Origin of the sequence: Sphingobacterium spiritivorum ATCC 33861, assembly GCF_000143765.1 — a bacterium.
Taxonomy (GTDB): Bacteria; Bacteroidota; Bacteroidia; order Sphingobacteriales; family Sphingobacteriaceae; genus Sphingobacterium; species Sphingobacterium spiritivorum.
The window spans coordinates 1,819,097-1,840,265 of sequence record NZ_GL379770.1 but is presented as its reverse complement, the minus strand read 5'-3'; the positions used below and the strand labels follow the sequence as shown (position 1 = coordinate 1,840,265).

Genomic DNA, 21,169 nt, shown 5'->3' with positions numbered 1-21,169 from the left:
AAAAACATGAGTAAAAGCAATAATAAAATAAAATTGAGCGAAGAAGAGGCTTTAAAAATAATTGTTGATCTCGATCAGATTGTCGTTTCTCTCGATAAAATAAAAAGTCATTTTGCAGAAGACAGCGATTTTCAGAAACATGACAAAATACTTAGTGATTATATCATAAATGAACAAGTTAATCAAACACTGGCACAAATCAGAGGATTGTTATCCTCCAAATTTTCACTGATTGTTGGTGAGGATGACATGGATGATCTGGAAAGAGCTTGCAGCACCAATAGATATTGGTGTCCGGAAAGTAAAGAAACTGCTGTTCCGACAAACCCTGAGAATTGGCATGAAAGAAATCTGCCGGTTTTATCCGGTTCAATTATAAATGAATTCGATTTTTTCTATCAGCTTTTCCGGAAGAACAAACAGAGCATGTATGCTTTTGCCCTGATACTGGACGATGATTGCCTTTCCGCTTATTCAGCCGTTTCTACAATCGAAAGCTTAAATAAAATCCATAAAAATAAAGAATGGGATGCTTCTGAATGGTGTTTCTGTGTTAGCCAGGGCGCTGTAAAAGAAGGTGTAGACACTTTTACCAGACTGCTTTTGGATCGCTATAGAAAGGATATTGTTCCGTTATTTCAGCAAGGCTTTGACTATGCACCCGAACGGCAAAAAAATCTGCAGTTATTTACAGATGCTATGCGCATTGCCAAACAGGAACTGGTGAAAAAATATGGAAATGAAATAGAAGAAATGGCTTTTTACCTCAGTATACCGGGAGAGCCAATTGTAGAAAAGAACAGTGTATTAGCCATCAATAATGAAGGCAACACGAAAGTAAAAGAACTATTGGATAGTCTATATATTTAGAACGGAGTAGGGGGCCATAATGTTAATGATAGCCTGTTAAACAGAGATTATAATGAATTTAGATTTTGAGAAATTAGCCATACAGATTGAGGCTGCAACCCGAAAAACATTTCAGGAAATGGTCGCTAGTCATGCCGGTGAGAATATTTATGCTTTTGCATTATACAGTGACGGGGGTGCTATGACAGTATGTCCGTCAATCAATACAATGGATTTTTTAGCCACCAGACCTCAGGACGACTTGACCTATTATACATTTGAGCCAGCAGAATGGTGCTACGAAGGTAGCAGACCTGGCGATGGATTCTCTGCAATATCCCATCAACTGTATGAAGCAATTGAAGAGGATCAGGAAGAGGTAGATGATGATGATAATGACGAGGAATTCGAAGAGTTTCAGCAAACCTTGTATCAAACCTGTTTTGACGTTTTACTCAAATTAAAACAGGAAAACTTCTTTAAAAATCTTGTCAGAAAAGATATTTTCCTAATGTTTTCCGTCACTGATTATGAGTTTGACCGAAATAAGCTGAAAGAGATGATTATTTTACTGAATGATAATCCGTATCAGCAGGAATATCTGGACTGGATGAAGACATGGCGCAAATAAAAGAAAAAACGCTATACGAATATTCCACAAAATGGAAAACATTCATATAGATAATACAAAAAAGAATTTATGGATCAATTAGGAGAGCTCATTAATGATAAAACCTCGGAAGAATTACATTACCTCGCCACCCGTCACAATTGGGACAATGGTGTGAAAGTTTTACAACGGATTACAGAAAGTTCTGCTTGCAGTGAAGCGACCGCTCTGGAGTTATTCTGGCTGGCACAGCCACAGGATTTTCAGCAATATAAATTGGATATAACGCTAAAGGACGAATACCAGAACGAGGTGTTTGTGTTGCTGAAAATAATTTTAAGGAACTATCCTGATAGCTTTTATCAAAAAACAGCTATTCAGTTTGATCCGGCACCATTTTATGAAAATGAACTCACAGTTCCGGATTGGATTTTTCAGAAAACCAATGGTGAAGACAGCTATATATATTATGAAGAAGATGAGATAGAAGATTGGTTTGATACGGATTGGAAAAGTAATATCCAGCGTGCAGAATCTGCGATTGAATTATTCAATATAGCCTGGTTTATGGACGAACCAGAACAGGCAGCGTTGATTTTAGAGCATCCTTTATGTGATAAAGGAATTGCAGTTCTGGTATTTTGGAGACTGTACAACGAATGTGCTGTATATACCGAAACAAACGGAAAGCTAAAAGAGATAATTCAGGATATTCTGAACAATGCTTATCCTGAGGTGTTGAGCTATGATCCTAAAACGGATGAAAAAGTTGATTACAAGAATACGAAAATCGTTTGGGAGATTCCCGAAATATTTAGAAAAGCGGTTTAAAACATGCATATAATGATAAAAAACGCCATGATGAAAAAGAATTTAGCATTCCTGATTTTGAGTGCGTTGCTGATTGTGTTCTTCAGTTGTAAAGAGCCGGAAAGAAAAAAAACAAACTTTCCGAATTATCTGAAAAATACAAGCTGGATTGTTAATGAAGGAGGACTTATCGCTCCGGATGGCGGGAAAACCTATTATCTGTCTCCAAGAATAGACACCGCAGTGATTTTCAACTTTCATGCTGTCAACTTTTTAGATGAAGAAGAGTTCAGCAGTTATAATAGTTGGGAATGTGGAAATGATTGTTTCACAAAAGTATACGGGAAGTATTATTTTACTGAAGCTAACCAGATAAAAATGGATGTTGATAGTATCAGCATGTCAGGAACCTGTCTTGCTCCGACACAGATTTTCAAACCATCAAAAGAAATGGTTTTCGATCTTGTAAAAGAAGGAGAACAGCTAAAACTCACAAGAAAGGAATAAGGTCACAGGAATTTGTACACAATTAAAACTTCCTCTGGAATAGATTGTTCAGAATGAAATTATTGGGAAAGGTCGAAATTTGATGTTCAGTCTATTTTTATGATAGCCTCTAACCGGAAATATGGGGTTTGATAATTTTATTTTGTTTATCTTTTCTATCTAAAAACTGATTTACATAAAGTATGAAATACTTCTTTTTTCTGATACTGGGGCAATTTCCCCTTTTATTGTTTGCGCAGGATACGCTGTATTTTGACAGAGACTGGAAACAGACAACACGTGATAAGCATGAATTTTACCGCTTATTGCCTATGAAACGCTCCGGTGAACTGGTATTTATACAGGATTTCTATAAGAACGGACGTATGCAGATGCAAGGTTATGCGCTGGCGAGTGATGAACAATCTTATGTAGGAGATTCATACTGGTATGATGAAGATGGCATTGACAAAGAACTAAAACAGTCTGTCAACAAGAGCAGTATAAAAGAACTAGACTATTATCATCCGGATGGAAGCTTATGGCAAAAAATTGTTTACAATAGCAATGGCAAAAAGGAGAAAATCAGTGTTTATCTTAAGAATAAAGTTATTTCAACGGGTCTTATAAGTGAAGACAATGTATTGTCAGGTGTTTTTAGTCCAAATGCTCCGCAATTGTATTATGATGAAATTCATATAGAATCTGATCCTATGATAGATTCTGCTGCTGTACTGACTGATGGTGACGAACTTTTAATAGATTCTGCGGCTGTAGTAGTTGATGGTGAAGAACCTACAATGGTAGAATCTATACCCGTTATTGTCAGCCCTGCAAAAGTAAATTATACCGAAATTCTGTATTGGTCGGATGGGCAGAAAGCACGAGAGTTTACCTATGGAGATTACGGAAGTTTGATCAAAAGTAAGTATTACAGTGAAAAGGGACAGTTGATCGATGAGTTTTCAGGAAATGAATCCGGCACCTCATTCACGTATTATAAACGAAATGGTTTTGCTCTGGCCATAAAAACAAAAGATGTTCGTACACCAGGCAACGATGCCGGAAGAATCGAAACTGAATATAATCTGAAAGGACAATTAACTAAAAGATCCACTTTCCATAAAGGAGAACTGACTGAGGTCATCCTTTATGATGAAGGAAAGCAAAAGTCGGTACAGAAGTATAAAGATGGTGAGCCTTTTGATGGTTTCTTCACGAATGAACGATGGGACAAAGTAACGTCATATCAGCTTTTCAACGGACAAAGGGTAGGAAAGGAAGAAACGCATAATATGGAAACAGGAGATCTATTTGCATCCGGAACATATAAAGATGGTGAACCCTTTGAAGGTTATTTTTATACAGGAGGAGAAGATTATCTGCTTTTACACTATCAAAATGGAAAACAGGATGGCATACAGCAGCAATTTGTAGATTCAGAATCTACCCGCCTGCAGGAAGAATATGAGATGAAAGCTGGAAAACGCGATGGATTCAGACGGATTTACAGAGACGGAACAGTGGAATTTGAAAGCGAATACCGCAACGATGTACCTGTTTCAGGCACTATAGTAGATGACGGTGCCCAGTCTATATATGAAAATGGTGCAATCGTCAAAAAGATCATATTTCCGGAATACAACATGGATAATCCTTCGTCAATCGAGAATTACAGCAATAATAAAATGACAAGTATAGAGTATTTTGATTTTACCATTTCCGAAGATCCTCAGGAATCCTATGTGGGTGAATATAAGGACGGAAAGCCCTTTGACGGATATTTCAAGTCAGATACACTGATCGATAATATTCAATTGATCAGTTACTATGAGAAGGGGACATTAAAATATAAGTATTCCTTTGAACTGCTGGAACAGCTGGAAAATTATATGCATTATACATATGACCGCAAATCGGAATATGTAAATGGTAAAATCGTCAACGGACCTGAATATAAGCTGGCAGATCGATATGCGATGATCACCTCGCATTATGAATCCGGAAAGGTAACCGCTTTTGATGTCAATCTATTTGCCATGCATTATTTCAACCGGATTATTTTTAAATATTCCAATGATAAGCTGTCTATATCCGAAATGACAACCCCGTTGCGTATTGTCGCTTCTGTAAAAGATAAGAATATCGTAGCCGAACTGTGGAAAGACGATACGTTGATTAAGAAAAGCCGGGGTATCACCATGCCTGAAGAGGGAAGTCGTAATTCGATCACTAGATTCTATGTCGATAATCAGCAAATCAAAAAATATATTATGGCTGTGGATACTCTGGACGAACAGATTGACGAAGAAGATTCGAATTCACTGGTAAATAAACTGTTTTATCAATTTCCTGTAGAAAACAATACCGATCTGGAGAATGTTTTCAAACGGTTTTATGATAATTTCAATCAGGAGGATCTCAACAGGGTGTTTGAAATGAGTATTAATGAAAATTTCCCGATTAACGAGACCAATTATCTCGGAGATCTGCAATATGACGAGAATGCAAAGGCTGTAATGGGACTTCGGATCCTACAACAGCCTGATAAAACAGTCCTTGTAGAAACAATAGTAAACGGGAAACTAAAAGCTACAAATAAGTTTAAATCTGTAGCTGCTCTCCTGGAGAATGACAGAGCAGAATTAAAAAAACTGGAGCACAAAATGTTAAATGAATACTAACATTTACAGTATCCTTTAGCTTAGCTGGAACGGATGTAAATCCGTTCCAACTGAACAAGGAAAGCTAGCAGGGAGATAATACTGACTTTACGGACAGGATACCTGATCAATGATCATAGCTAATTACCCGCGATATTTTCCAGCCCTCATCGGTCTTCTTCCAGATATGCATAAATTTGAATGTACCGCAATTGACCAATGTTCCGTTTACTAACTGGCAAAACCGGTGCTCCCCCGTTTGAATAGCTCCGTAATCTTTAACAGGGTATACCTCAACGCTTTCTTTAACGAGTACTCTTCGTAACGACGTGTTGCTGCTGGCCATGATTTTAAATTTTTCAATCGTTCTGTCATAATTATCAAGGCCACCTTTATCATGATAGAATTCCAGATCTTTCATAAAAAATGCACTTTCCTTTTCTACATTTCCGGTATTTACAGCATCGAAAAGCAGGCTATCCATTTGGAGAATAGTATTATACAGTTCTGGCGATACAGGAGTATAAGGCTTTGACTGAGCGGATACATTGATCTGTGAGGCTACCGCCAGTACGAACAGTATCAGTTTACTATATAAATGTGTCATGTTATTGGATTTTATGCACCCAAGATAGTAAGGCACATATTCATTCCATATATTTATTCTGTTAATGAATGAAAGGGGTAGGTTAACAACCTGTTTTTACCGGTAGATGCATCAATAATGCAGGGTCACCCCCTGCATTATTGAATGCTGTTTTTTTAATAACTGTTCGGTTCTATATGTATAAGTACATGGCCCAGCTGAGGCATTTTTGCTCTTAGAAAATCTTTCAGTTTATGAGCTATCCGATGCCCTTCTCTGACTGGAATATCAGCCTCGACGATAGCATGAAGATCTACATGAAAGGTTGTTCCGGACTTGCGTACAAAACACTTTTCTGTTCCTAATACACCTTCGACCAATATAGCATTCTCTTTAACCTGCTCAATTATATCCTCATAAACGTTTTCATCCATTATTTCACCAAGGGCAGGTCTGAATATATGATAACAATTGTAGAGAATAAATCCGGCAGCGAAGAGAGCCGCAAAGTCATCAGCACTTTCATACCCTTTGCCCATAGTGAGGGCTATAGAGATGCCTATAAAAGCCGCTACAGATGTAATTGCATCACTTCTGTGATGCCAGGCATCCGCTTTGAGTGAAGAGCTGCCGGTTTCTTTACTCTTTTTGATTACGATACGGAAAGAAATTTCTTTCCAGATAATAATACCTGCTAACACTGCCAGCGTCCAGGGTTTGGGAAGTTCATGAGGAGTTCCGATATTTTGAATGCTTTCATAAGCAATGATGGTTGCTGAAACAATCAGAAATCCAACTACTATAAACGTGATCAAAGGTTCTACACGACCATGCCCGTAAGGATGATTCTCGTCAGCCGGCCTCTTGGCATATTTTAGTCCCAGCAGCACCAAAAAAGAAGAAAGGATGTCTACAGTAGACTCTATGGCATCTGCAATCAGGGCATACGAATTACCAAAAAAACCTGCCAGCCATTTCAATAGCGCCAATGCGGTATTACCTGCTATACTGAAATATGTGGTTTTTATTGCTTTATCTTCACTTGTCATTATCAATTCGCTTTATTTTTTCAATTCTATGAAAGGGGTAACACCCTTTGTATAACAATTTGTCTCCAATTTGGATTTGGTATTGTACCTGATTTTGAACACTTAATCTTTTGTAAACTTTATATTCTTATTCTCTTATTTAAGATATTGTTAATAAGAAAATTATGGATTTCAAAAGTTGTTTAACAATAACGTCTAAGAATCAAAATCTGCTAAACAAATTGCGGAGGCTGCCATACGGCAGAGGGATTGTAAGAGGGTATTTCCTTATTGAGATAAAAGATAAGGGTTTCCGATGCTATCCATACAGTTTCACCTTTGGGTAGCGTGACCGGTGTAAATGGAAGGCAGACTGTGAATTGAAGGAGATTGATATGCTTTACAAAGGGCAACTTCATATCAGTATCCCAGTCGGCATCTTTTTCGTGGCCTGCATAATGATGAACCAGATAATCAATAATGCTTAGCTGATCTTCGTATTGCTTGTGTTCTGCATAATGCTGTATCAATACAGGAATCTTGAGCACTTGTGCAAGTTCCGTTGTCGAAAACAGATAAGCAGAAAGAAATAACAGGACAATACTATTTTTCATCGTCACAAATGTAGGATATTTTTATAATCCATTACAAGGACAACGTAAATCATAAGAAGACGAAGTTATAGGCTTGATAAGATAAAAGCTGATGTTCAGCGAATATAGGTTCCAACTCTACGGATTACAAATGCTTTTTTGTACAGACCATAAATTATCGTTTATTTGGGGCAGTACTTCTAAAATAAGAGTTATGAAATTAGATTTATCAAATAAAGATTTTTGTCTGTTCTTAATGACAGAGTTTCCTTTTGGGTCTAATGAAGAAAAAGAAACTATGCTTTCTGACTATATCGTTGAAAATTTTCAGATGCCTTCTGAAAGCTGGTTTGAGGAACTGGCGGGCAAAACAGATGAAAGTGGACAGGAAGTACAACCCTGGAATGGTTACACCTGGATGTATCCGATTAATGACAATGTGACTTTTTACGCTGAATTTCACCCCAATGAAACGATTTACTTTTTCAATGATACGTATCTGGGAAACACGGGCGGGCATTTTCACCTTTCTTTATTGCGCTGGACCGAGCTGAAGTCAATTATTGCAAAGGAAGATAAAGATTCTTCCTTATTGTTTTTTATGCTGCTTCCGTTAACAATGGGTGACATTTCCGAACAGCAAGATATCAGATCCGAAATCGCTGTTCATCTGGCAAAGACTTCGATAAAAGCGGATGATCTTATAATGCATGATATTACAAACTTTTTGACCAGTCATGTTGTTGCAGACCAGGGTTTTGAATACAGGAAGGGTGTGGGGTTTGTTACGCAACGCAATCATTCCGAAAGAAATCATATGCATAGTGAAGAAGATCTCAGGACTATAAATGAGATTATTAGATTGGCAGTGAAATAATAGTACAAAAAGCACTGTACTTATACAATAAACAGCATATAAAATAATGAATAACGGGTCTATCAAATTACTGCAGGCATGTCTGCTCATCTGTACCGTAATGATATTGACGATCATGCAGGGATACTGGGCCTTATGGGAGTACAGAACTGCGCCCTCATCCAGTTGTCTGGATTGCAGTTTTTTTCCTGACCTGATGATATCTTCTCTTTTACCTTTGCTGGCAATGGCTGTAATACATCTGGCATTTGTGTGGATAAAACCGCGTCTGATCATCAAGGCAGGCACAGTTGCGCTGACCCTTATACTTTGCTGGTACCTCATCGATACTGCAATTTTTGACGAAAGAGAAGCCTCGTGGAGTACCTACACAGAACTGTGGTCTGTGAGCTTGTATATGTGTGCTTTGCAGATCATTACATTTGGATTGATTGCTGCAGGAGTATATTATAAATTGTATTCAAAGAAAACACCTGTTAAGAAAACGTATGAAGAATAGTATGCTAAAGATTTACGGGATCATATCCTTACTGCTGTTGATGGATATTCTGGCCTATTGTTTCTTTAAAATAAGTCTGAGGGGATATTACAGTGATGTAGTGCTGGTATGGTTGTGGTTTACAGGCAGTTTTACAATCATTATCTTATTCTGGAAAAGAATATTGGCTAAAATCCTGCTTGGAGCCATTACAGGAGGTTTGATATTAAGTATACTGCCTATGGCTATGCCATTCTATGCTCTGTTATTTTCTAACACACCTTTCGGATTATGGCTGGATACAGATTTGAACGCCAACTATCGGGCACAAATAGTCGGGTACAGTGTAATGTCGCATCCCGTTTTACAGGTTATCGAAAAAAAGGGATTATTGGAGAAACAAATCTTTCAATGTAATGATCGTGATCTGCTAAATGACAATTATGAAGTTAAAATCCGCTATGCCAAAGATATTATTTTTGAGCGCGAAACAGATAATACGCTGACATTGACGTTATTCTATGGCGGATCAAATAAGACATTGACATTTGATAAATCCACCGGAAAAATTATCAGAAAATAATCTTCTCAGAGGAAGACATACAGAAGGAACAAAAATGGAAAATAGCGGAGCCTCCAGGAAAAATTTGCTGCTGCACAGTTTGTTATATGCGGTAATATGGGCTGTGTATATGGCTGTAATAATGCCTTTGGCAGATAAGGTAACCGGACCATGCGAGGGTACGCCCGGTCATGATTATACGGGTGCATTTATTGTACTGCCGCTTTATTTTGTTTTGTTTGCAGGTTGGATATATTACATCAGCAGAAAGATGATAAAGATGGTACATATATGGCTGCTCATTCTGATGATATTGTTTGTAATACCTGTAGGCATAGCAATTATAGTTGCCGGTATTTTTTATATGGATAGTATGATTTCGTTTATACAGGATTCAGAATGGTTTTCATATTTTTACGAATATGGATGTTATGCTGACCTCGAGGTGCGTGAACTGCCCATACTAACCGGCACAAGTATAGGGCTTGGGCTGTCTCTATATGCGCTGTTACTCGTATTTAATAGAAAAGAAGGGAGATAAGTCAGGGGCGATTGTGAAATTTATAATGTATTTATTTTGTAACTAACCTTATTATGCCGGATATAAATAATGTACCGGATCATCTCATTGGGCTGATTCAGAATTTTGATTACAACAGTATCAGATATTTTAAAAATAATCAGGTCTGGGTGGAGCGTCTGGATTGGGTAGGGGAGCTAAGCTGGAATCACCAGACTATGTTTAACTTGTATTATTCAGGCATCAGAGACGATGACGGAACGATACGGAATGACAGAAATATTCCGCTGGTCATATGGGCACAATTACCGGAAGGAAATCACCGAATTTTATTATTTGATGAGCGGATACATGGTTATAATGCACTTCTGGTCGAAAAGAGCAGCTCTGATCCTGTACAAGCTGATCTTTATGCAGACAAGGATGGAAACACAGTGTTTAATATCCTGATGTGGGCTAATTCAAGTATAGATTTTGAAGATGAATTTGACTTGAACAAGGATAAGGAAATAGTCACTGTTGATGAGGAATACAGGAGTATTGACTATTTGAAAAGAAATGCTTTTGATTATATGGGTATTCTTATCAGAAATGCACATAAGGATGAAACAATATGTTTAGATATAGAATTAGCTTAGTGATACAGATATAGATTTTATTGTTTTTAGTATATTTGAACATGAAATTATCAGATTAGCATATTATTGAAGCTTGATTTTCAGGGTAGAAAAACAAGCTGCCCTGTTATTGTATTAGATTTAAAAATAAATATGCTATAGAAATGAATAATTTTTTCGAAAGCCCATTCAAGGGCAAAATCATAAAAGATCATATCACCAACCCTAATATTATTGCCGGTAAGTATTCCTATTATTCCGGTTATTACCACGGCCATTCATTTGACGATTGTGCACGCTATCTTTTTCCTGATAGAAAGGATGTGGATAAATTAATTATTGGTTGCTATTGTTCTATTGGCAGCGGAGCAAGTTTTATTATGGCTGGAAATCAGGGACACCGATATGACTGGTTGTCAAGTTTTCCATTCTTCTACATGCCGGATGTGGAGCATTTCAGTGCAGGCATTGATGGATTTCAACGTGCAGGAGATACTGTGATCGGTCATGATGTATGGATCGGAAGTGAAGCGATGATTATGCCGGGGATCCGGATCGGTGATGGGGCCGTTATCGGAAGCCGCGCTTTAGTGACAAAGGATGTGGAGGCTTATGCTATTATTGGCGGAAATCCGGCAAAACTAATAAAAAAGAGATTTAGCGATGATCATATTTCACTGTTGCTGGAGATGAAATGGTGGGATTGGGAAGATGCTGTTCTTAAAGAAGCCATACCATTTCTTTGCTCAAATGATATAGATGCACTTTACAGCTATTATAGACAAAGAATCAAATAGAATAAAAAGCCTGTCTCAGATCAATTTCAAAGACAGGCTTTAAATTTTTATATGGGTTTTCTATTGTTTTATCAGTTTAAACTTTTGTGAATTTCCTGTTCCGGAAGTCCATATCTGCATCAGGGTACCATTGGCGGTGGCTCCGTTTTTGACATCGAGCGACTTATTAGCTCCAACGGCAGATTTCAAATATACATATCCTGCACCTGCGTCTGCTACATCCCAGCGTTGTGCATTACCGCCGTGATATCCGTACACAATAATAGTTGTGCCATCGGCTGATCCGCCTCCCTGTACATCCAGTACTTTGGTAGTATCTGCCATCGATTTAAAGACATATTGATTTCCGGATACTTTTCTGGCCAGAAATTTCTGGTTATTACTGGCTGGATTATTTTTCGACCATAAGGTAACCGGAGTCGAATTAGCAGGTGTATGACTGTTGACATCTACTACACTGCTATTATTTACTGCAGAAACAATCTGATAAATGCTTCCATTCTCTATAAGAGTCTGTCCCGGAGTATAAGAATCTGTCAATTGAGAAAGATCATAGGACGGAGACGGCAAATTGAGTGCAGCTACGGCATTATAGATATTGAGGCTGTTGTCCTGAATGCCCCAGGCCTGAAAAAAGCTGGTCAGATTATAACCCGACTGCTGACAGGCTTTAAGTATAAAGTTTTTCTTCTTGGCATCACTTGAACTGTAGGTACCTGTATCTTCACGCACAGAACGGTATAGATTGGTGTAGAAGGAGTCGCCATATGCAAGCCACAGCTGGTGAAACATAGCCAATTTAACCCATACTCCCTGCGAATCAAAATTCTTTGTTCCTGTACTGCTGAGATACGTATGTACCTGAGGCCACACATTATCTTTAGTCAACCTCGTCGGCGTAATTCCTAAAGCACGTTCTGCTTTCAGACTGAAAATATTGACCGTAACCTCACCAAGTCCATCCCAGTCTATAGGTTGCATTTGCATCAAATGCCCAAACTCATGCCACACTCCCCAATTGGTTACAATATCTTCACCAAAGACTTTATGTGCATCGTAATTAGCATACGCTGTACGATAGAAAAAAGCATAATACAAGCCAAACGGTACTTCTGTCTGCACCATCAAATGTGGGATCACTGGTCTTGTATGCTGTGTGCTGCTATTATTTAATCCTGCATATGTATAATGGTTATCCCATACAGCATCAGCGTTATTAAGGATCAAATCATTATTTTGCGTAGAAACTGCAGAATGCAAATTCTTTGCATATACCATATATACATTTTGCCCGACCATCAGTACATCTGTAGCATTGTTGTAGGTGAGCAGTTGGTTTTGCCAGTTACTCAGCGTTGTAGAATTCTTGATGTATACAGGTATCCGGGAAATATTTCCGGAGAACGACAGTAATGCACTGGCAGCCGGAGCCGTTGTGGCATTGGTGGGTTGTTCGTAAGTAATCCAGATAATACCACCATCAGCATTTGCGGTAATGGTATTGCTTCCTGTAGAAAGATTATAAACAGGCGGGTTATAAGAATAATCATGATTTCGGGAATGGGTACCTACCTGTACTTTAGGAAGAGTAGAACCTTGTTGCAGATTGACATTAATGGTAAAACTCTGATTAGGAGCGACGTAATAACCGGTCGGAAGAATCCTTGTCGGCTCATAACTGGTTTTTAAGCGGTTTTTTAATGTTGTGGAATTGATCGTCTCTCTGAAAATTTGCTGAGGTTTACCTATGGAATCCAATACATAGTAGGGGCTGGCAGGAGCAGCTGTACTGGTATTAGCCATATCCAGCGTAGTTGGATTTTCATCCGGCTTTGCATTAAGGATATCCTTTTGACAGGAACTTAATAAGGAGGCTCCGAAGAGCAGTCCACTCATGACCAGAAGGACCGGGGTAGTTCTGTTTTTCATAATCTGATAGAATTGAGTTAGACTAATCTGAAAGCCAAAACTGTGCCTTTATTCCTACAAAGAAAAAATACCAACAACTGAATCTGCTCTAAATTCTTTTATATTCATTTTTTTAATTTACGCAATCGATTGTTCTATTTTTTTTATTGTCATGATAGCTATATCTGTCAGATATACAGCTTAGTAGAGAAAATATGAAGTTCGTCTGTATATGAGGACAACAGAATTAAAAGTAAAAATTTGATTCACAACTATAAGGTTATTAATTTTCGCTCAGCGTTCTTCTTTATAAAGAGCACTGTAAGCTTTATAAAGGAAAAGAGGGAGCGACTAAAGCGTTTCCTGTAAAGCTGTTGCCAGGCAGGTAAGGGCAGCTTGTGTATCCGGATCCGTAATCTGACCTTCCTGATTTATTTTACTCTTGACAGCCGGTATATGAAGACAGGTATTTGCCTCTACAGAAGCGCCTAATGTGCGTAATAACAACTGAAGTTGCTTATGCGTATGTTCTCCATCTGTGGAAGCCGTGATAATAGCGACCGGTTTATCCATCCATATGGTGGTAGCAACAGTCCATTCCAGAAGATTTTTTAGTCCGCTCGGGATACTGAAAATATACTCCGGTGAGCAGATCAATACTGCATCAGCATCCTGTATAATCTGTCGTAGCGCAATGATCTCAATAGGTGGACGCTCTGTACTCTCTGTCGGGTCAAAATGCGGAAGTTCCTTGAGCCGGTCAAAAACCAAAAGCCGGATTTCATCGTCCAATAGTGTTTTTAAGAATCCGACAATCTTGTGGCTTGATGATGCTGCAGCAGCACTTCCAACTATGGCTATTATATTTTTCATATACGTATACCCGACTTAGGATGCGAAGGTAACATTTCCTGTTATCATTTAAAAAAATCACCGGCCATTTGAGTCAAATCAGAAGGGGATTAAAAAGCACACTGACCAGTCCACTTACTTACAGCAATTCCTTACTTTCCATACTTTCCCAAAAATCCATAGCTTCCTCCAGTTTTGATCTTTCATAACGAATAGTAATAAAACTGCCCTGCTCTTCATTCCCGGATACAAAAAGATAAGCGACCCACTTATCAGGCAGCACGAGTTTAATTGACGTTCCGCCATGTTCATCGGTCTCAATCAATTCTTTATCCATATTCGTCAATTGAGAATAGGTATGGGTTAGTACTGTTTTGAAAAAAGTATTTTCACGCAGATACAGAATATTAAGCAGTAACTCTTGTTTTATAGCCGACCTGTTCGATTCTAATTCCATCCTGAAAGGTATGGTACGGCTAAAGTAAAGTTCAAGATCTTCGCATCCGCTAAGTGAAGCTATATATTGTGTGCTGTCTGTTAAAGTAATCACTTCTGTATATTCTTCATTGAACTGATCGTCTGGTTGTAATGTAGGCTTTATCAGCTGACGATCATTAGGTATGAATATTTGCTTTTTCACATCTGCCATAGGACAACGCTGATAATGCTCTTCAACAACTTTATTATCCTGAAAGGAGAATATGAGGTTCACCTGTTTTAATTCTATATCATCTTCATCGTAAGCAGACCGTGACATGGGATTTTCATTGTATGTGGTATATATTTTTCCCTTTTCTACACGATCAATGGTCAGATGACCATATGAAAATTTACCACCTCCGAATATAGAATACTGGTTGAGGATATGATGCTCTTTATCCAATAATACAAGTAGATAATTATATCCATAGGCATTGCCACCTCCGCCAAGACCCTCATCCATAAACTGGAAAACAGCATCCGGAAATCCATCCTGATTAAAATCATCCACCCAAAGGGGAGAAGATTCGGCAGAATAACAGGAGAGAAAATTTCCGTCTTCATCCCTGACACAGTTATCTCCGGCTGTCGTCATGCCTTCTGCCTGCTGCAATTTGAGCTGGACAAGCTGATCTCCGATTTGTTTCAATATGACCGAATCTAATGTGTGGGCATTGGCGCAAGTCGTGCTAAACAATATAAAAGCGAATATTAAACGGATAACTATTGACTTCATGTCTTTAACCTTTGTGAGCCAAAACTAAATAAAAGAATGTCTGATAACCAGCCCGGATTCAAATTCGTTTATGAAGATCTGTAATTCGCCATAATTTATCGGTAATCCGTATACATTTGCCCGGGTCCATGCTTTATACAATGTTGCTACAAGTAATACCCGTAAGCAAATAATGGCCGGATAGATACAAATCTGGATTGAGGGTCTGCAAATGTGGATTTACACTTCGTATTAAAAACAACATGATTATTTTTGTTGTTATCTGATACCTTATCATCTGCCAGGTAAATAGCCGTGTTCAGAGATAAGTTGTAATAAAAGAAAAGTGAAATGTTAATACAGAAATATTTAAATTAACAAAAACATGCAATCTACTGAAGAAATAAATACATCAAGATCTCTGAGTGCAAAGCTCTTAGCCCTTCTGTATATACTAGTCTTAATCTATTTAGGGCTTATTTTACCTTCGGAAAATGATCAGTTTTTTATACCCGTTATTTATTTAGTCGTAATTGCTGTACTGCAGTTTAGCTTTGTAGTCTATTACAGATTGCGGTTTAAGTCAGCAGCAGTTATTTTCTTAATCCTTGTCGTTGTATTACTCAGCCTGTTCGCCGGATTTCTTTATTATATCAGCGGATTGGCAGCAGCCTATAAAAACTAAACGATGAATATCCTCAATAAAATATATAGCCTGTTGATTCTGATCGTTATTGTGTTAGCAGTGATCGCATTTATAGACCGGAGTAAAAAAATAGATTACAGTACATTGCTGTTTACCTCAGAGCCGCTCAGAGTAAGAGAAATTTATCTCAAGAGTGGGAATAGTGATGACTACGGAAATTTTAATTATCCAAATCCGGAATATTTCGCATGGAAACAATCCGAACCTTCATCTGATAACCGTTTTTTGAATTTTCCGGATTCGCTTTCTGTTACCTATTTCTCTTACACGGATAGTTTATTCTATCACAGCAATGTTTCGATCAGGGATTTCAATCCTGAAGCCTGGAAAGAATATAAGAAAGCCGGAGAGTACAATACATTTAGCTTAGGTATAGCCAATAAAGGCTGGATAATGTTGTGGTGTACGAATGATAGCAAGGGAACCACATTATTACTGAAAACTCAACTCAAGCCTGTTGAACCAGGACCACAGGATCTGTATTATATCAAACAGTATAATAAACAGGACTATATAACAGAGATGTTTGACAACATTAGTGACAGTATAAGGTTAAATATTAAAAATCACTATTATAATACGGATTATCAGGACAGTACGGATTACAGTCTGAAACCATAACGACTAAAAACATATATTTAAACATATAAATCATCCATTACATTATGAAAGGAAAAAAACGCACCATGTTGATTATAATTAGCAGTATTATTCTGTTTATCTTATTATTTCTTCATTTTGTGGTTGGCTGGCATCATATTCCGCACCATCTCCGGGAATTAAAAGATGAGTTTCTGAGCAACTCATCTTCGTCAGATATACATAATGGTGAGGCTGCAGGAGCAGATACTATAAGCGTAGGGGTAGATTATGCTACCCGTGCTATTTCTGAGCCCCTGGATACGTTGATGTGGGGAAGGCAGATAAGAGCAGGCGAGTTTGTTCCTGAAGGTGTAAAGGAAGAATATAATTACATTAAAAGCATTGATTTTAGCAAATTATCGCCGGCAGAAGATGTTCCCACAGATGAAGAGGCACAGTTTGCTATTGTAAGACACTACAAACAAGAGGTTGTCAACTTATTGAAATCCAATGATGCTCATATACGTATAGGAAAGGGGTATAATGCACCTCTTCAGAAAAGAGATGATAACGAACAGGAAATCGCACGGGTGACTGCCATGGTATCTGCATTCAATACAAAAGGTATAAATCTGGGTAATATCCAGATGCCGCTGGGTATAGTTTATGACTTTGTCAAATTTGCATCCGACCCGAATACATGGTATATAACAGATTTCAGTCAAACCATACCTTACGATTATGAACTTAATAAAGATCGTCTTGACTAAATTATTCCTTTTTGCAAGTGCCGTACTTTCTCTTTTTGTCGGATGTAAGGATAATAAAGGTGAAAATAAAGCGAAAACCAGTCTTTTTGTAACCACAAATGCAGGAAGTATGTATGCATTTGATATTGTTGAAGACAAACTAATATGGGAGAAAGAGGTCAGAGATAGCAATATAGATGAACTGACCTATTTTTCTTTTTATAAAGATGAAGTTATTAAAAGCTATCTGGACGCCCGTATAGTAGGCCTGGAAAGAAGTACAGGGAAGGAAAAATGGACCTTTGAAGATAAAGTTTCACCAGATCAGCAATATTATGACTATAACTTTTCGGATGTAAGATTTGTACATTTTTATCAGGAACCTGTCATTTACCAGAATGCGATGTTATTTGCAAATAGTCATGGCGAGATCAAATCCGTAGACATTCCTTCCTTAAAAGAGAACTGGGTATACCAATGTGAAGTTCCGTTACTCAGTGCTCCACAAATTCTCGGAAGTTCAGTCTACATGAATATCGGTTACCGGGTACTGAAGTTATCCGTCACAAACGGAAAGCTGCTGCAGAGTTACAATTTTGATGAAGGTTCATCTTTTCCGGTTAAAACGGATGAGAACAGAGTTTATCTGTTGACAGAAAGAGGAACAGTAATTTGCTGGGATGATAATCTGCAGGCTGTCTGGACCTTTTCGCCCCAAGATGAGGACTTGCATATCAATAAGAATCTGCTGATAAATGACGATCAGATCCTGATAGGAAGTAACCGGTTATTAAGTATAGATAAGACGACCGGAAAATTATTATGGAAGTTTGACTTAAAGGAGCCCGGCATATTTACCGAAGAAACAACCAATTATGAAACAGATATACGTTCTCTTGTGACTACAGATGAAGGATTTGTATTGAATACAAATTCCCATATTGTGACGCTCAGTAAGAAGGGAAAGGTAATGCAGTTATATAAATGGCCAGAGTCGGATATCCTGATGGGCTTATCATATGAAAACGGATTTTATTATGTTGTTACGAAATCCGGAAAATTATTTAAAACGGATCAGGATTTTAAAGAACGTAAACTGTTAAAAGAAAAGATAAATTTCAATTTTGAAAGAGGTCTTGAAGATGTATATTTTAGATTTGATTAAATACTTCATATGAGAAATCTGACGCTGTTGATGACTATCGTCTTTCTTTTCGCATGTAAAGGTACGGATAAAGGAAACTCAGATACAAAAGAGTATCTCAGTCATGAAGATATGCCTAATGCAGCAACAGTTTATGAGACTATTGCAACTACAAATGTTACCGACAATACAGCACTTCTTACTTTTTTGCAGGAAAAATTAAAGAAATCAGGTTTCCGTTTTGAAGAGGCAAAGGATCGGGGAGGTCGGTCTTACAACAATTGCGAGGACAATAAAATCATCTCAGTCGGAGGAAAAGGCATCCGTTCCTATTTTTCAAGAAGTAACAAGCCGGAGAGTGGCACAAAAGACATCTATCCTGATTTTTACATCCTTATCTATGAATTTCCAACAAAGGATATTGCGCAAGAAAACTATGCAGCCATTTACAATGCCTTATACTCCGGAGGAGCATTCTGTAATGGCAAAGCTCCGGAAAAACTGGTTATCAACGGAAACGAAATATATCATTTGTCCACATGCGCTGAAATGTTCAGAACCTACACTGAACGATATGGGGACCTTATCCAAAACTTTGGAAAAGGAGTAAAATAAAAATAAACGCAGTAAGATAGAAAACAAGTTAAAGCTATTTAATATGGGCTCTTAAAGCTTGTCTAAAAGATATCTATAGCGATGCTTACCGATTTTGCTATCCGGGAATCTGATAATTTAGTAAAAAGTTCTTTTTTATAATACCTCAACAGTATGTTAATTCATTTTTATTATGAATAAGCTATACTTAATAAAAAATTAAAAATAGATTAACCATAGGGTTTTATTGTTTAGCTAACTTTGGTTAACTTTGGAAATCTATCATTCACTAATGAAAAGTTTTAAGATCCTAAGGGATCGACCGAATGATTATTTCTATAAGTTTTTAATATTATTAATCTAATTAAGTTGATGAGAAAGAACTGGCTTTATTTGCTGGGATGCGCAGTTTTAATGTTTTCTTCCTGTCGTAAGGAAACTGATCTAAATTCAAAAGGTACCTCAAATCAGGTATATTTTTCAAGTAAAATTGCGGGTTTGCCGCAAACAAGAGCTCAGGGGACACAATGGAGCGCAAACGATGCCATTGGTATCTTTATGTTTCAGAACGGTGTGCCGCTTAGTGGTACATCTGTCGTTAATAATGGGTTTAACAAACCTTACAGCACCAATGGTAACGGAAATTTTTCGCCATTAGATGCTCAGTCTTCTCTGGAATTCCCGACAGGCAGTAAAGTGAGTTTTGTTGCCTATTACCCTTACCAAAGCAACAGCACACTTACTCCGACACTGAATATTACCAATCAGGAAAATCAGCCAATACTTGATTTCATGATTGCCCGTAATACAACAGGTCTTAGTGCGGGACAGGGGCCTGTAGCCTTAACTTTCGAAAGACAAATGACGAAAGTAGAACTCAAGCTAAAAGGAACTGATCTGAGTGGTCTGAAAGCAAATTTTACTGCTCTTTCTTCAACTGCTGTTGTCGATCTTTCTTCAGGTCAGTTAACTCCCGATAATACACCAAAAGATATTCCTGCAAAAGTATATCTGAATGCTTCTAATGAGACTATTGTAGAGTGGACTATATTCCCCGGAGTACTTACTGCACAAAACAAGATTGTCTTCACTAAGACAGATGGAAAAACATTTACCTGGACGATAGGTGCCGGAACAACTTTTGCCAAAGGACATCGCTATCAGTATGATATTACACTGGGGCAGGATGGAGGAGTAACCCCTCAACCCACAGCTTCTTATATGGAACTTCCGGTGATAGCTGAGCAGACCAATATCAAGTATAACCTCAAAATGTCTACCGCAACCAGAAGAAATTACTCTATGTTATACGATACACAGTATAAAGTAGCGTATTGGGTTGCTTATCCATTAAGTAATGACTATCTGGGAAGTCAGGACCGCACGGATAAATGGGCATATGATCCTGCATTTTTATCAAATTTACAAGCCAATCTGGAAAGCGGATATCCTAATAACGCCAGCCTGCAGATTGACAGAGGACATCAGCTGCCAAGCGGTGACCGGACTTATAACCGTGCTGAAAATGAGTCCACCTTCTACTACACCAATATGACGCCGCAAAACAGAAGCCTTAATCAGGGGGTGTGGGCTAATCTGGAAAATAAAATCCGTACCTGGACTACTCAGGCCGGAGTAGATACGATGTACGTAGTGACCGGAGCCATGGTGACTACTGCAACTGATAAAGTCGTGGAATATGTACAGGATAATTCGGGTAAACAGGTAGCCAAGCCTAAATATTATTACAAAGTATTAGCCATGAAACAAGGCTCCAATTATTATACAATAGGATTCCGGATGAACAATGTTTCGCCTTCCAATACCGATTATATGAATTATACGGTAACCGTAGAATCACTGGAAAAGGAGACCGGATTTACCTTCTTCCCTGCATTGAGCAAGGAAGCCAAATCGACCATTAATACACAGATATGGCGCAAATAGTTATTAGTCAATAAAA

Annotated in this window: 23 protein-coding genes; 17 read left to right on the top strand and 6 right to left on the bottom strand. The window is 38.0% G+C overall.

What is annotated here, in order from left to right:
* Window positions 1-6: 6 nt before the first annotated feature.
* From HMPREF0766_RS08110 to HMPREF0766_RS08090, 5 genes are all read left to right on the top strand, one after another.
* The gene (locus tag HMPREF0766_RS08110; protein ID WP_002995518.1) at window positions 7-870 is read left to right on the top strand and encodes a DUF4303 domain-containing protein; all 864 of its coding nucleotides are present in this window, start codon (window positions 7-9) and stop codon (window positions 868-870) included.
* Window positions 871-922: 52 nt separating this feature from the next.
* Window positions 923-1,480, top strand: coding sequence for a DUF4303 domain-containing protein (locus HMPREF0766_RS08105; RefSeq protein ID WP_002995515.1), 558 nt, complete (start codon window positions 923-925; stop codon window positions 1,478-1,480).
* A 69-nt stretch (window positions 1,481-1,549) separates the two neighbouring features.
* Entirely contained in the window at window positions 1,550-2,290 is a 741-nt protein-coding gene (locus HMPREF0766_RS08100; protein WP_002995513.1) for a DUF4274 domain-containing protein, read from the top strand.
* Between the two features lie 30 nt (window positions 2,291-2,320).
* Window positions 2,321-2,776 carry a hypothetical protein gene (locus tag HMPREF0766_RS08095; protein WP_236590498.1) on the top strand — a complete coding sequence of 152 codons (456 nt, stop codon included), beginning with the start codon at window positions 2,321-2,323 and terminating at the stop codon, window positions 2,774-2,776.
* 182 nt (window positions 2,777-2,958) lie between these two features.
* Window positions 2,959-5,439 carry a toxin-antitoxin system YwqK family antitoxin gene (locus tag HMPREF0766_RS08090; protein WP_002995510.1) on the top strand — a complete coding sequence of 827 codons (2,481 nt, stop codon included), beginning with the start codon at window positions 2,959-2,961 and terminating at the stop codon, window positions 5,437-5,439.
* 106 nt (window positions 5,440-5,545) lie between these two features.
* Here the strand turns inward: HMPREF0766_RS08090 and HMPREF0766_RS08085 are convergent, their stop codons facing one another.
* From HMPREF0766_RS08085 to HMPREF0766_RS08075, 3 genes are all read right to left on the bottom strand, one after another.
* On the bottom strand, window positions 5,546-6,025 hold the full coding sequence (locus HMPREF0766_RS08085; protein ID WP_002995508.1) for a nuclear transport factor 2 family protein: 480 nt from the start codon (window positions 6,023-6,025) through the stop codon (window positions 5,546-5,548).
* A 155-nt stretch (window positions 6,026-6,180) separates the two neighbouring features.
* Window positions 6,181-7,053, bottom strand: coding sequence for a cation diffusion facilitator family transporter (locus HMPREF0766_RS08080; protein WP_002995505.1), 873 nt, complete (start codon window positions 7,051-7,053; stop codon window positions 6,181-6,183).
* Window positions 7,054-7,265: 212 nt separating this feature from the next.
* Complete coding sequence (locus HMPREF0766_RS08075; RefSeq protein WP_002995502.1) at window positions 7,266-7,646, bottom strand: hypothetical protein; 381 nt, start codon at window positions 7,644-7,646, stop codon at window positions 7,266-7,268.
* A 193-nt stretch (window positions 7,647-7,839) separates the two neighbouring features.
* Here HMPREF0766_RS08075 and HMPREF0766_RS08070 point away from each other — a divergent pair, with 193 nt between their 5' ends.
* The 6 genes from HMPREF0766_RS08070 to catB all read left to right on the top strand — a co-directional run bounded on the left by HMPREF0766_RS08070 (window position 7,840) and on the right by catB (window position 11,476).
* A complete protein-coding gene (locus HMPREF0766_RS08070; protein WP_236590499.1) occupies window positions 7,840-8,502 on the top strand; it encodes an Imm19 family immunity protein in 663 nt (220 codons plus the stop codon).
* 46 nt (window positions 8,503-8,548) lie between these two features.
* Window positions 8,549-9,001 carry a hypothetical protein gene (locus tag HMPREF0766_RS08065; protein ID WP_002995497.1) on the top strand — a complete coding sequence of 151 codons (453 nt, stop codon included), beginning with the start codon at window positions 8,549-8,551 and terminating at the stop codon, window positions 8,999-9,001.
* A complete protein-coding gene (locus HMPREF0766_RS08060) occupies window positions 8,991-9,563 on the top strand; it encodes a hypothetical protein (protein ID WP_002995494.1) in 573 nt (190 codons plus the stop codon). The genes HMPREF0766_RS08065 and HMPREF0766_RS08060 overlap by 11 nt, the downstream gene beginning before the upstream one ends.
* A gap of 34 nt (window positions 9,564-9,597) precedes the next feature.
* On the top strand, window positions 9,598-10,083 hold the full coding sequence (locus HMPREF0766_RS08055) for a hypothetical protein (RefSeq protein WP_236590500.1): 486 nt from the start codon (window positions 9,598-9,600) through the stop codon (window positions 10,081-10,083).
* Window positions 10,084-10,136: 53 nt separating this feature from the next.
* Window positions 10,137-10,700: a hypothetical protein gene (locus HMPREF0766_RS08050; protein WP_002995489.1), complete on the top strand. Its 564-nt coding sequence runs from the start codon at window positions 10,137-10,139 to the stop codon at window positions 10,698-10,700.
* A gap of 143 nt (window positions 10,701-10,843) precedes the next feature.
* Window positions 10,844-11,476 (top strand): type B chloramphenicol O-acetyltransferase, encoded by a 633-nt coding sequence (gene catB, locus HMPREF0766_RS08045; RefSeq protein ID WP_002995486.1) that lies wholly within the window; start codon window positions 10,844-10,846, stop codon window positions 11,474-11,476.
* Between the two features lie 60 nt (window positions 11,477-11,536).
* On the opposite strand, the gene HMPREF0766_RS08040 is transcribed toward catB, so the two are convergent.
* The 3 genes from HMPREF0766_RS08040 to HMPREF0766_RS08030 all read right to left on the bottom strand — a co-directional run bounded on the left by HMPREF0766_RS08040 (window position 11,537) and on the right by HMPREF0766_RS08030 (window position 15,452).
* The gene (locus HMPREF0766_RS08040; protein WP_002995484.1) at window positions 11,537-13,405 is read right to left on the bottom strand and encodes a M60 family metallopeptidase; all 1,869 of its coding nucleotides are present in this window, start codon (window positions 13,403-13,405) and stop codon (window positions 11,537-11,539) included.
* Between the two features lie 330 nt (window positions 13,406-13,735).
* A complete protein-coding gene (locus HMPREF0766_RS08035) occupies window positions 13,736-14,257 on the bottom strand; it encodes an NADPH-dependent FMN reductase (protein WP_002995482.1) in 522 nt (173 codons plus the stop codon).
* A 118-nt stretch (window positions 14,258-14,375) separates the two neighbouring features.
* Window positions 14,376-15,452 carry a hypothetical protein gene (locus HMPREF0766_RS08030; RefSeq protein ID WP_002995480.1) on the bottom strand — a complete coding sequence of 359 codons (1,077 nt, stop codon included), beginning with the start codon at window positions 15,450-15,452 and terminating at the stop codon, window positions 14,376-14,378.
* A 364-nt stretch (window positions 15,453-15,816) separates the two neighbouring features.
* Here HMPREF0766_RS08030 and HMPREF0766_RS08025 point away from each other — a divergent pair, with 364 nt between their 5' ends.
* From HMPREF0766_RS08025 to HMPREF0766_RS08000, 6 genes are all read left to right on the top strand, one after another.
* A complete protein-coding gene (locus HMPREF0766_RS08025; RefSeq protein ID WP_002995478.1) occupies window positions 15,817-16,116 on the top strand; it encodes a hypothetical protein in 300 nt (99 codons plus the stop codon).
* 3 nt (window positions 16,117-16,119) lie between these two features.
* On the top strand, window positions 16,120-16,758 hold the full coding sequence (locus HMPREF0766_RS08020; protein ID WP_002995477.1) for a hypothetical protein: 639 nt from the start codon (window positions 16,120-16,122) through the stop codon (window positions 16,756-16,758).
* Window positions 16,759-16,802: 44 nt separating this feature from the next.
* The gene (locus HMPREF0766_RS08015) at window positions 16,803-17,489 is read left to right on the top strand and encodes a hypothetical protein (RefSeq protein ID WP_002995475.1); all 687 of its coding nucleotides are present in this window, start codon (window positions 16,803-16,805) and stop codon (window positions 17,487-17,489) included.
* Entirely contained in the window at window positions 17,461-18,633 is a 1,173-nt protein-coding gene (locus HMPREF0766_RS08010) for an outer membrane protein assembly factor BamB family protein (RefSeq protein ID WP_002995473.1), read from the top strand. Before HMPREF0766_RS08015 ends, HMPREF0766_RS08010 begins: the two co-directional genes overlap by 29 nt.
* A 9-nt stretch (window positions 18,634-18,642) precedes the next feature.
* A complete protein-coding gene (locus tag HMPREF0766_RS08005; protein ID WP_002995471.1) occupies window positions 18,643-19,227 on the top strand; it encodes a hypothetical protein in 585 nt (194 codons plus the stop codon).
* Between the two features lie 477 nt (window positions 19,228-19,704).
* Window positions 19,705-21,153: a DNA/RNA non-specific endonuclease gene (locus HMPREF0766_RS08000; RefSeq protein WP_248676715.1), complete on the top strand. Its 1,449-nt coding sequence runs from the start codon at window positions 19,705-19,707 to the stop codon at window positions 21,151-21,153.
* Window positions 21,154-21,169: the final 16 nt, after the last annotated feature.

Excerpts from the sequence above, each read along its gene's own strand:
- catB (WP_002995486.1), top strand. The coding sequence starts at position 10,844 with ATGAATAATTTTTTCGAAAGCCCATTCAAGGGCAAAATCATAAAAGAT.
- HMPREF0766_RS08075 (WP_002995502.1), bottom strand. The coding sequence starts at position 7,646 with ATGAAAAATAGTATTGTCCTGTTATTTCTTTCTGCTTATCTGTTTTCG.
- HMPREF0766_RS08060 (WP_002995494.1), top strand. The coding sequence starts at position 8,991 with ATGAAGAATAGTATGCTAAAGATTTACGGGATCATATCCTTACTGCTG.
- HMPREF0766_RS08110 (WP_002995518.1), top strand. The coding sequence starts at position 7 with ATGAGTAAAAGCAATAATAAAATAAAATTGAGCGAAGAAGAGGCTTTA.
- HMPREF0766_RS08085 (WP_002995508.1), bottom strand. The coding sequence starts at position 6,025 with ATGACACATTTATATAGTAAACTGATACTGTTCGTACTGGCGGTAGCC.
- HMPREF0766_RS08015 (WP_002995475.1), top strand. The coding sequence starts at position 16,803 with ATGAAAGGAAAAAAACGCACCATGTTGATTATAATTAGCAGTATTATT.
- HMPREF0766_RS08100 (WP_002995513.1), top strand. The coding sequence starts at position 1,550 with ATGGATCAATTAGGAGAGCTCATTAATGATAAAACCTCGGAAGAATTA.
- HMPREF0766_RS08030 (WP_002995480.1), bottom strand. The coding sequence starts at position 15,452 with ATGAAGTCAATAGTTATCCGTTTAATATTCGCTTTTATATTGTTTAGC.
- HMPREF0766_RS08040 (WP_002995484.1), bottom strand. The coding sequence starts at position 13,405 with ATGAAAAACAGAACTACCCCGGTCCTTCTGGTCATGAGTGGACTGCTC.
- HMPREF0766_RS08050 (WP_002995489.1), top strand. The coding sequence starts at position 10,137 with ATGCCGGATATAAATAATGTACCGGATCATCTCATTGGGCTGATTCAG.
- HMPREF0766_RS08005 (WP_002995471.1), top strand. The coding sequence starts at position 18,643 with ATGAGAAATCTGACGCTGTTGATGACTATCGTCTTTCTTTTCGCATGT.
- HMPREF0766_RS08020 (WP_002995477.1), top strand. The coding sequence starts at position 16,120 with ATGAATATCCTCAATAAAATATATAGCCTGTTGATTCTGATCGTTATT.
- HMPREF0766_RS08010 (WP_002995473.1), top strand. The coding sequence starts at position 17,461 with ATGAACTTAATAAAGATCGTCTTGACTAAATTATTCCTTTTTGCAAGT.
- HMPREF0766_RS08065 (WP_002995497.1), top strand. The coding sequence starts at position 8,549 with ATGAATAACGGGTCTATCAAATTACTGCAGGCATGTCTGCTCATCTGT.
- HMPREF0766_RS08025 (WP_002995478.1), top strand. The coding sequence starts at position 15,817 with ATGCAATCTACTGAAGAAATAAATACATCAAGATCTCTGAGTGCAAAG.
- HMPREF0766_RS08055 (WP_236590500.1), top strand. The coding sequence starts at position 9,598 with ATGGAAAATAGCGGAGCCTCCAGGAAAAATTTGCTGCTGCACAGTTTG.
- HMPREF0766_RS08095 (WP_236590498.1), top strand. The coding sequence starts at position 2,321 with ATGAAAAAGAATTTAGCATTCCTGATTTTGAGTGCGTTGCTGATTGTG.
- HMPREF0766_RS08035 (WP_002995482.1), bottom strand. The coding sequence starts at position 14,257 with ATGAAAAATATAATAGCCATAGTTGGAAGTGCTGCTGCAGCATCATCA.
- HMPREF0766_RS08080 (WP_002995505.1), bottom strand. The coding sequence starts at position 7,053 with ATGACAAGTGAAGATAAAGCAATAAAAACCACATATTTCAGTATAGCA.
- HMPREF0766_RS08090 (WP_002995510.1), top strand. The coding sequence starts at position 2,959 with ATGAAATACTTCTTTTTTCTGATACTGGGGCAATTTCCCCTTTTATTG.
- HMPREF0766_RS08105 (WP_002995515.1), top strand. The coding sequence starts at position 923 with ATGAATTTAGATTTTGAGAAATTAGCCATACAGATTGAGGCTGCAACC.
- HMPREF0766_RS08070 (WP_236590499.1), top strand. The coding sequence starts at position 7,840 with ATGAAATTAGATTTATCAAATAAAGATTTTTGTCTGTTCTTAATGACA.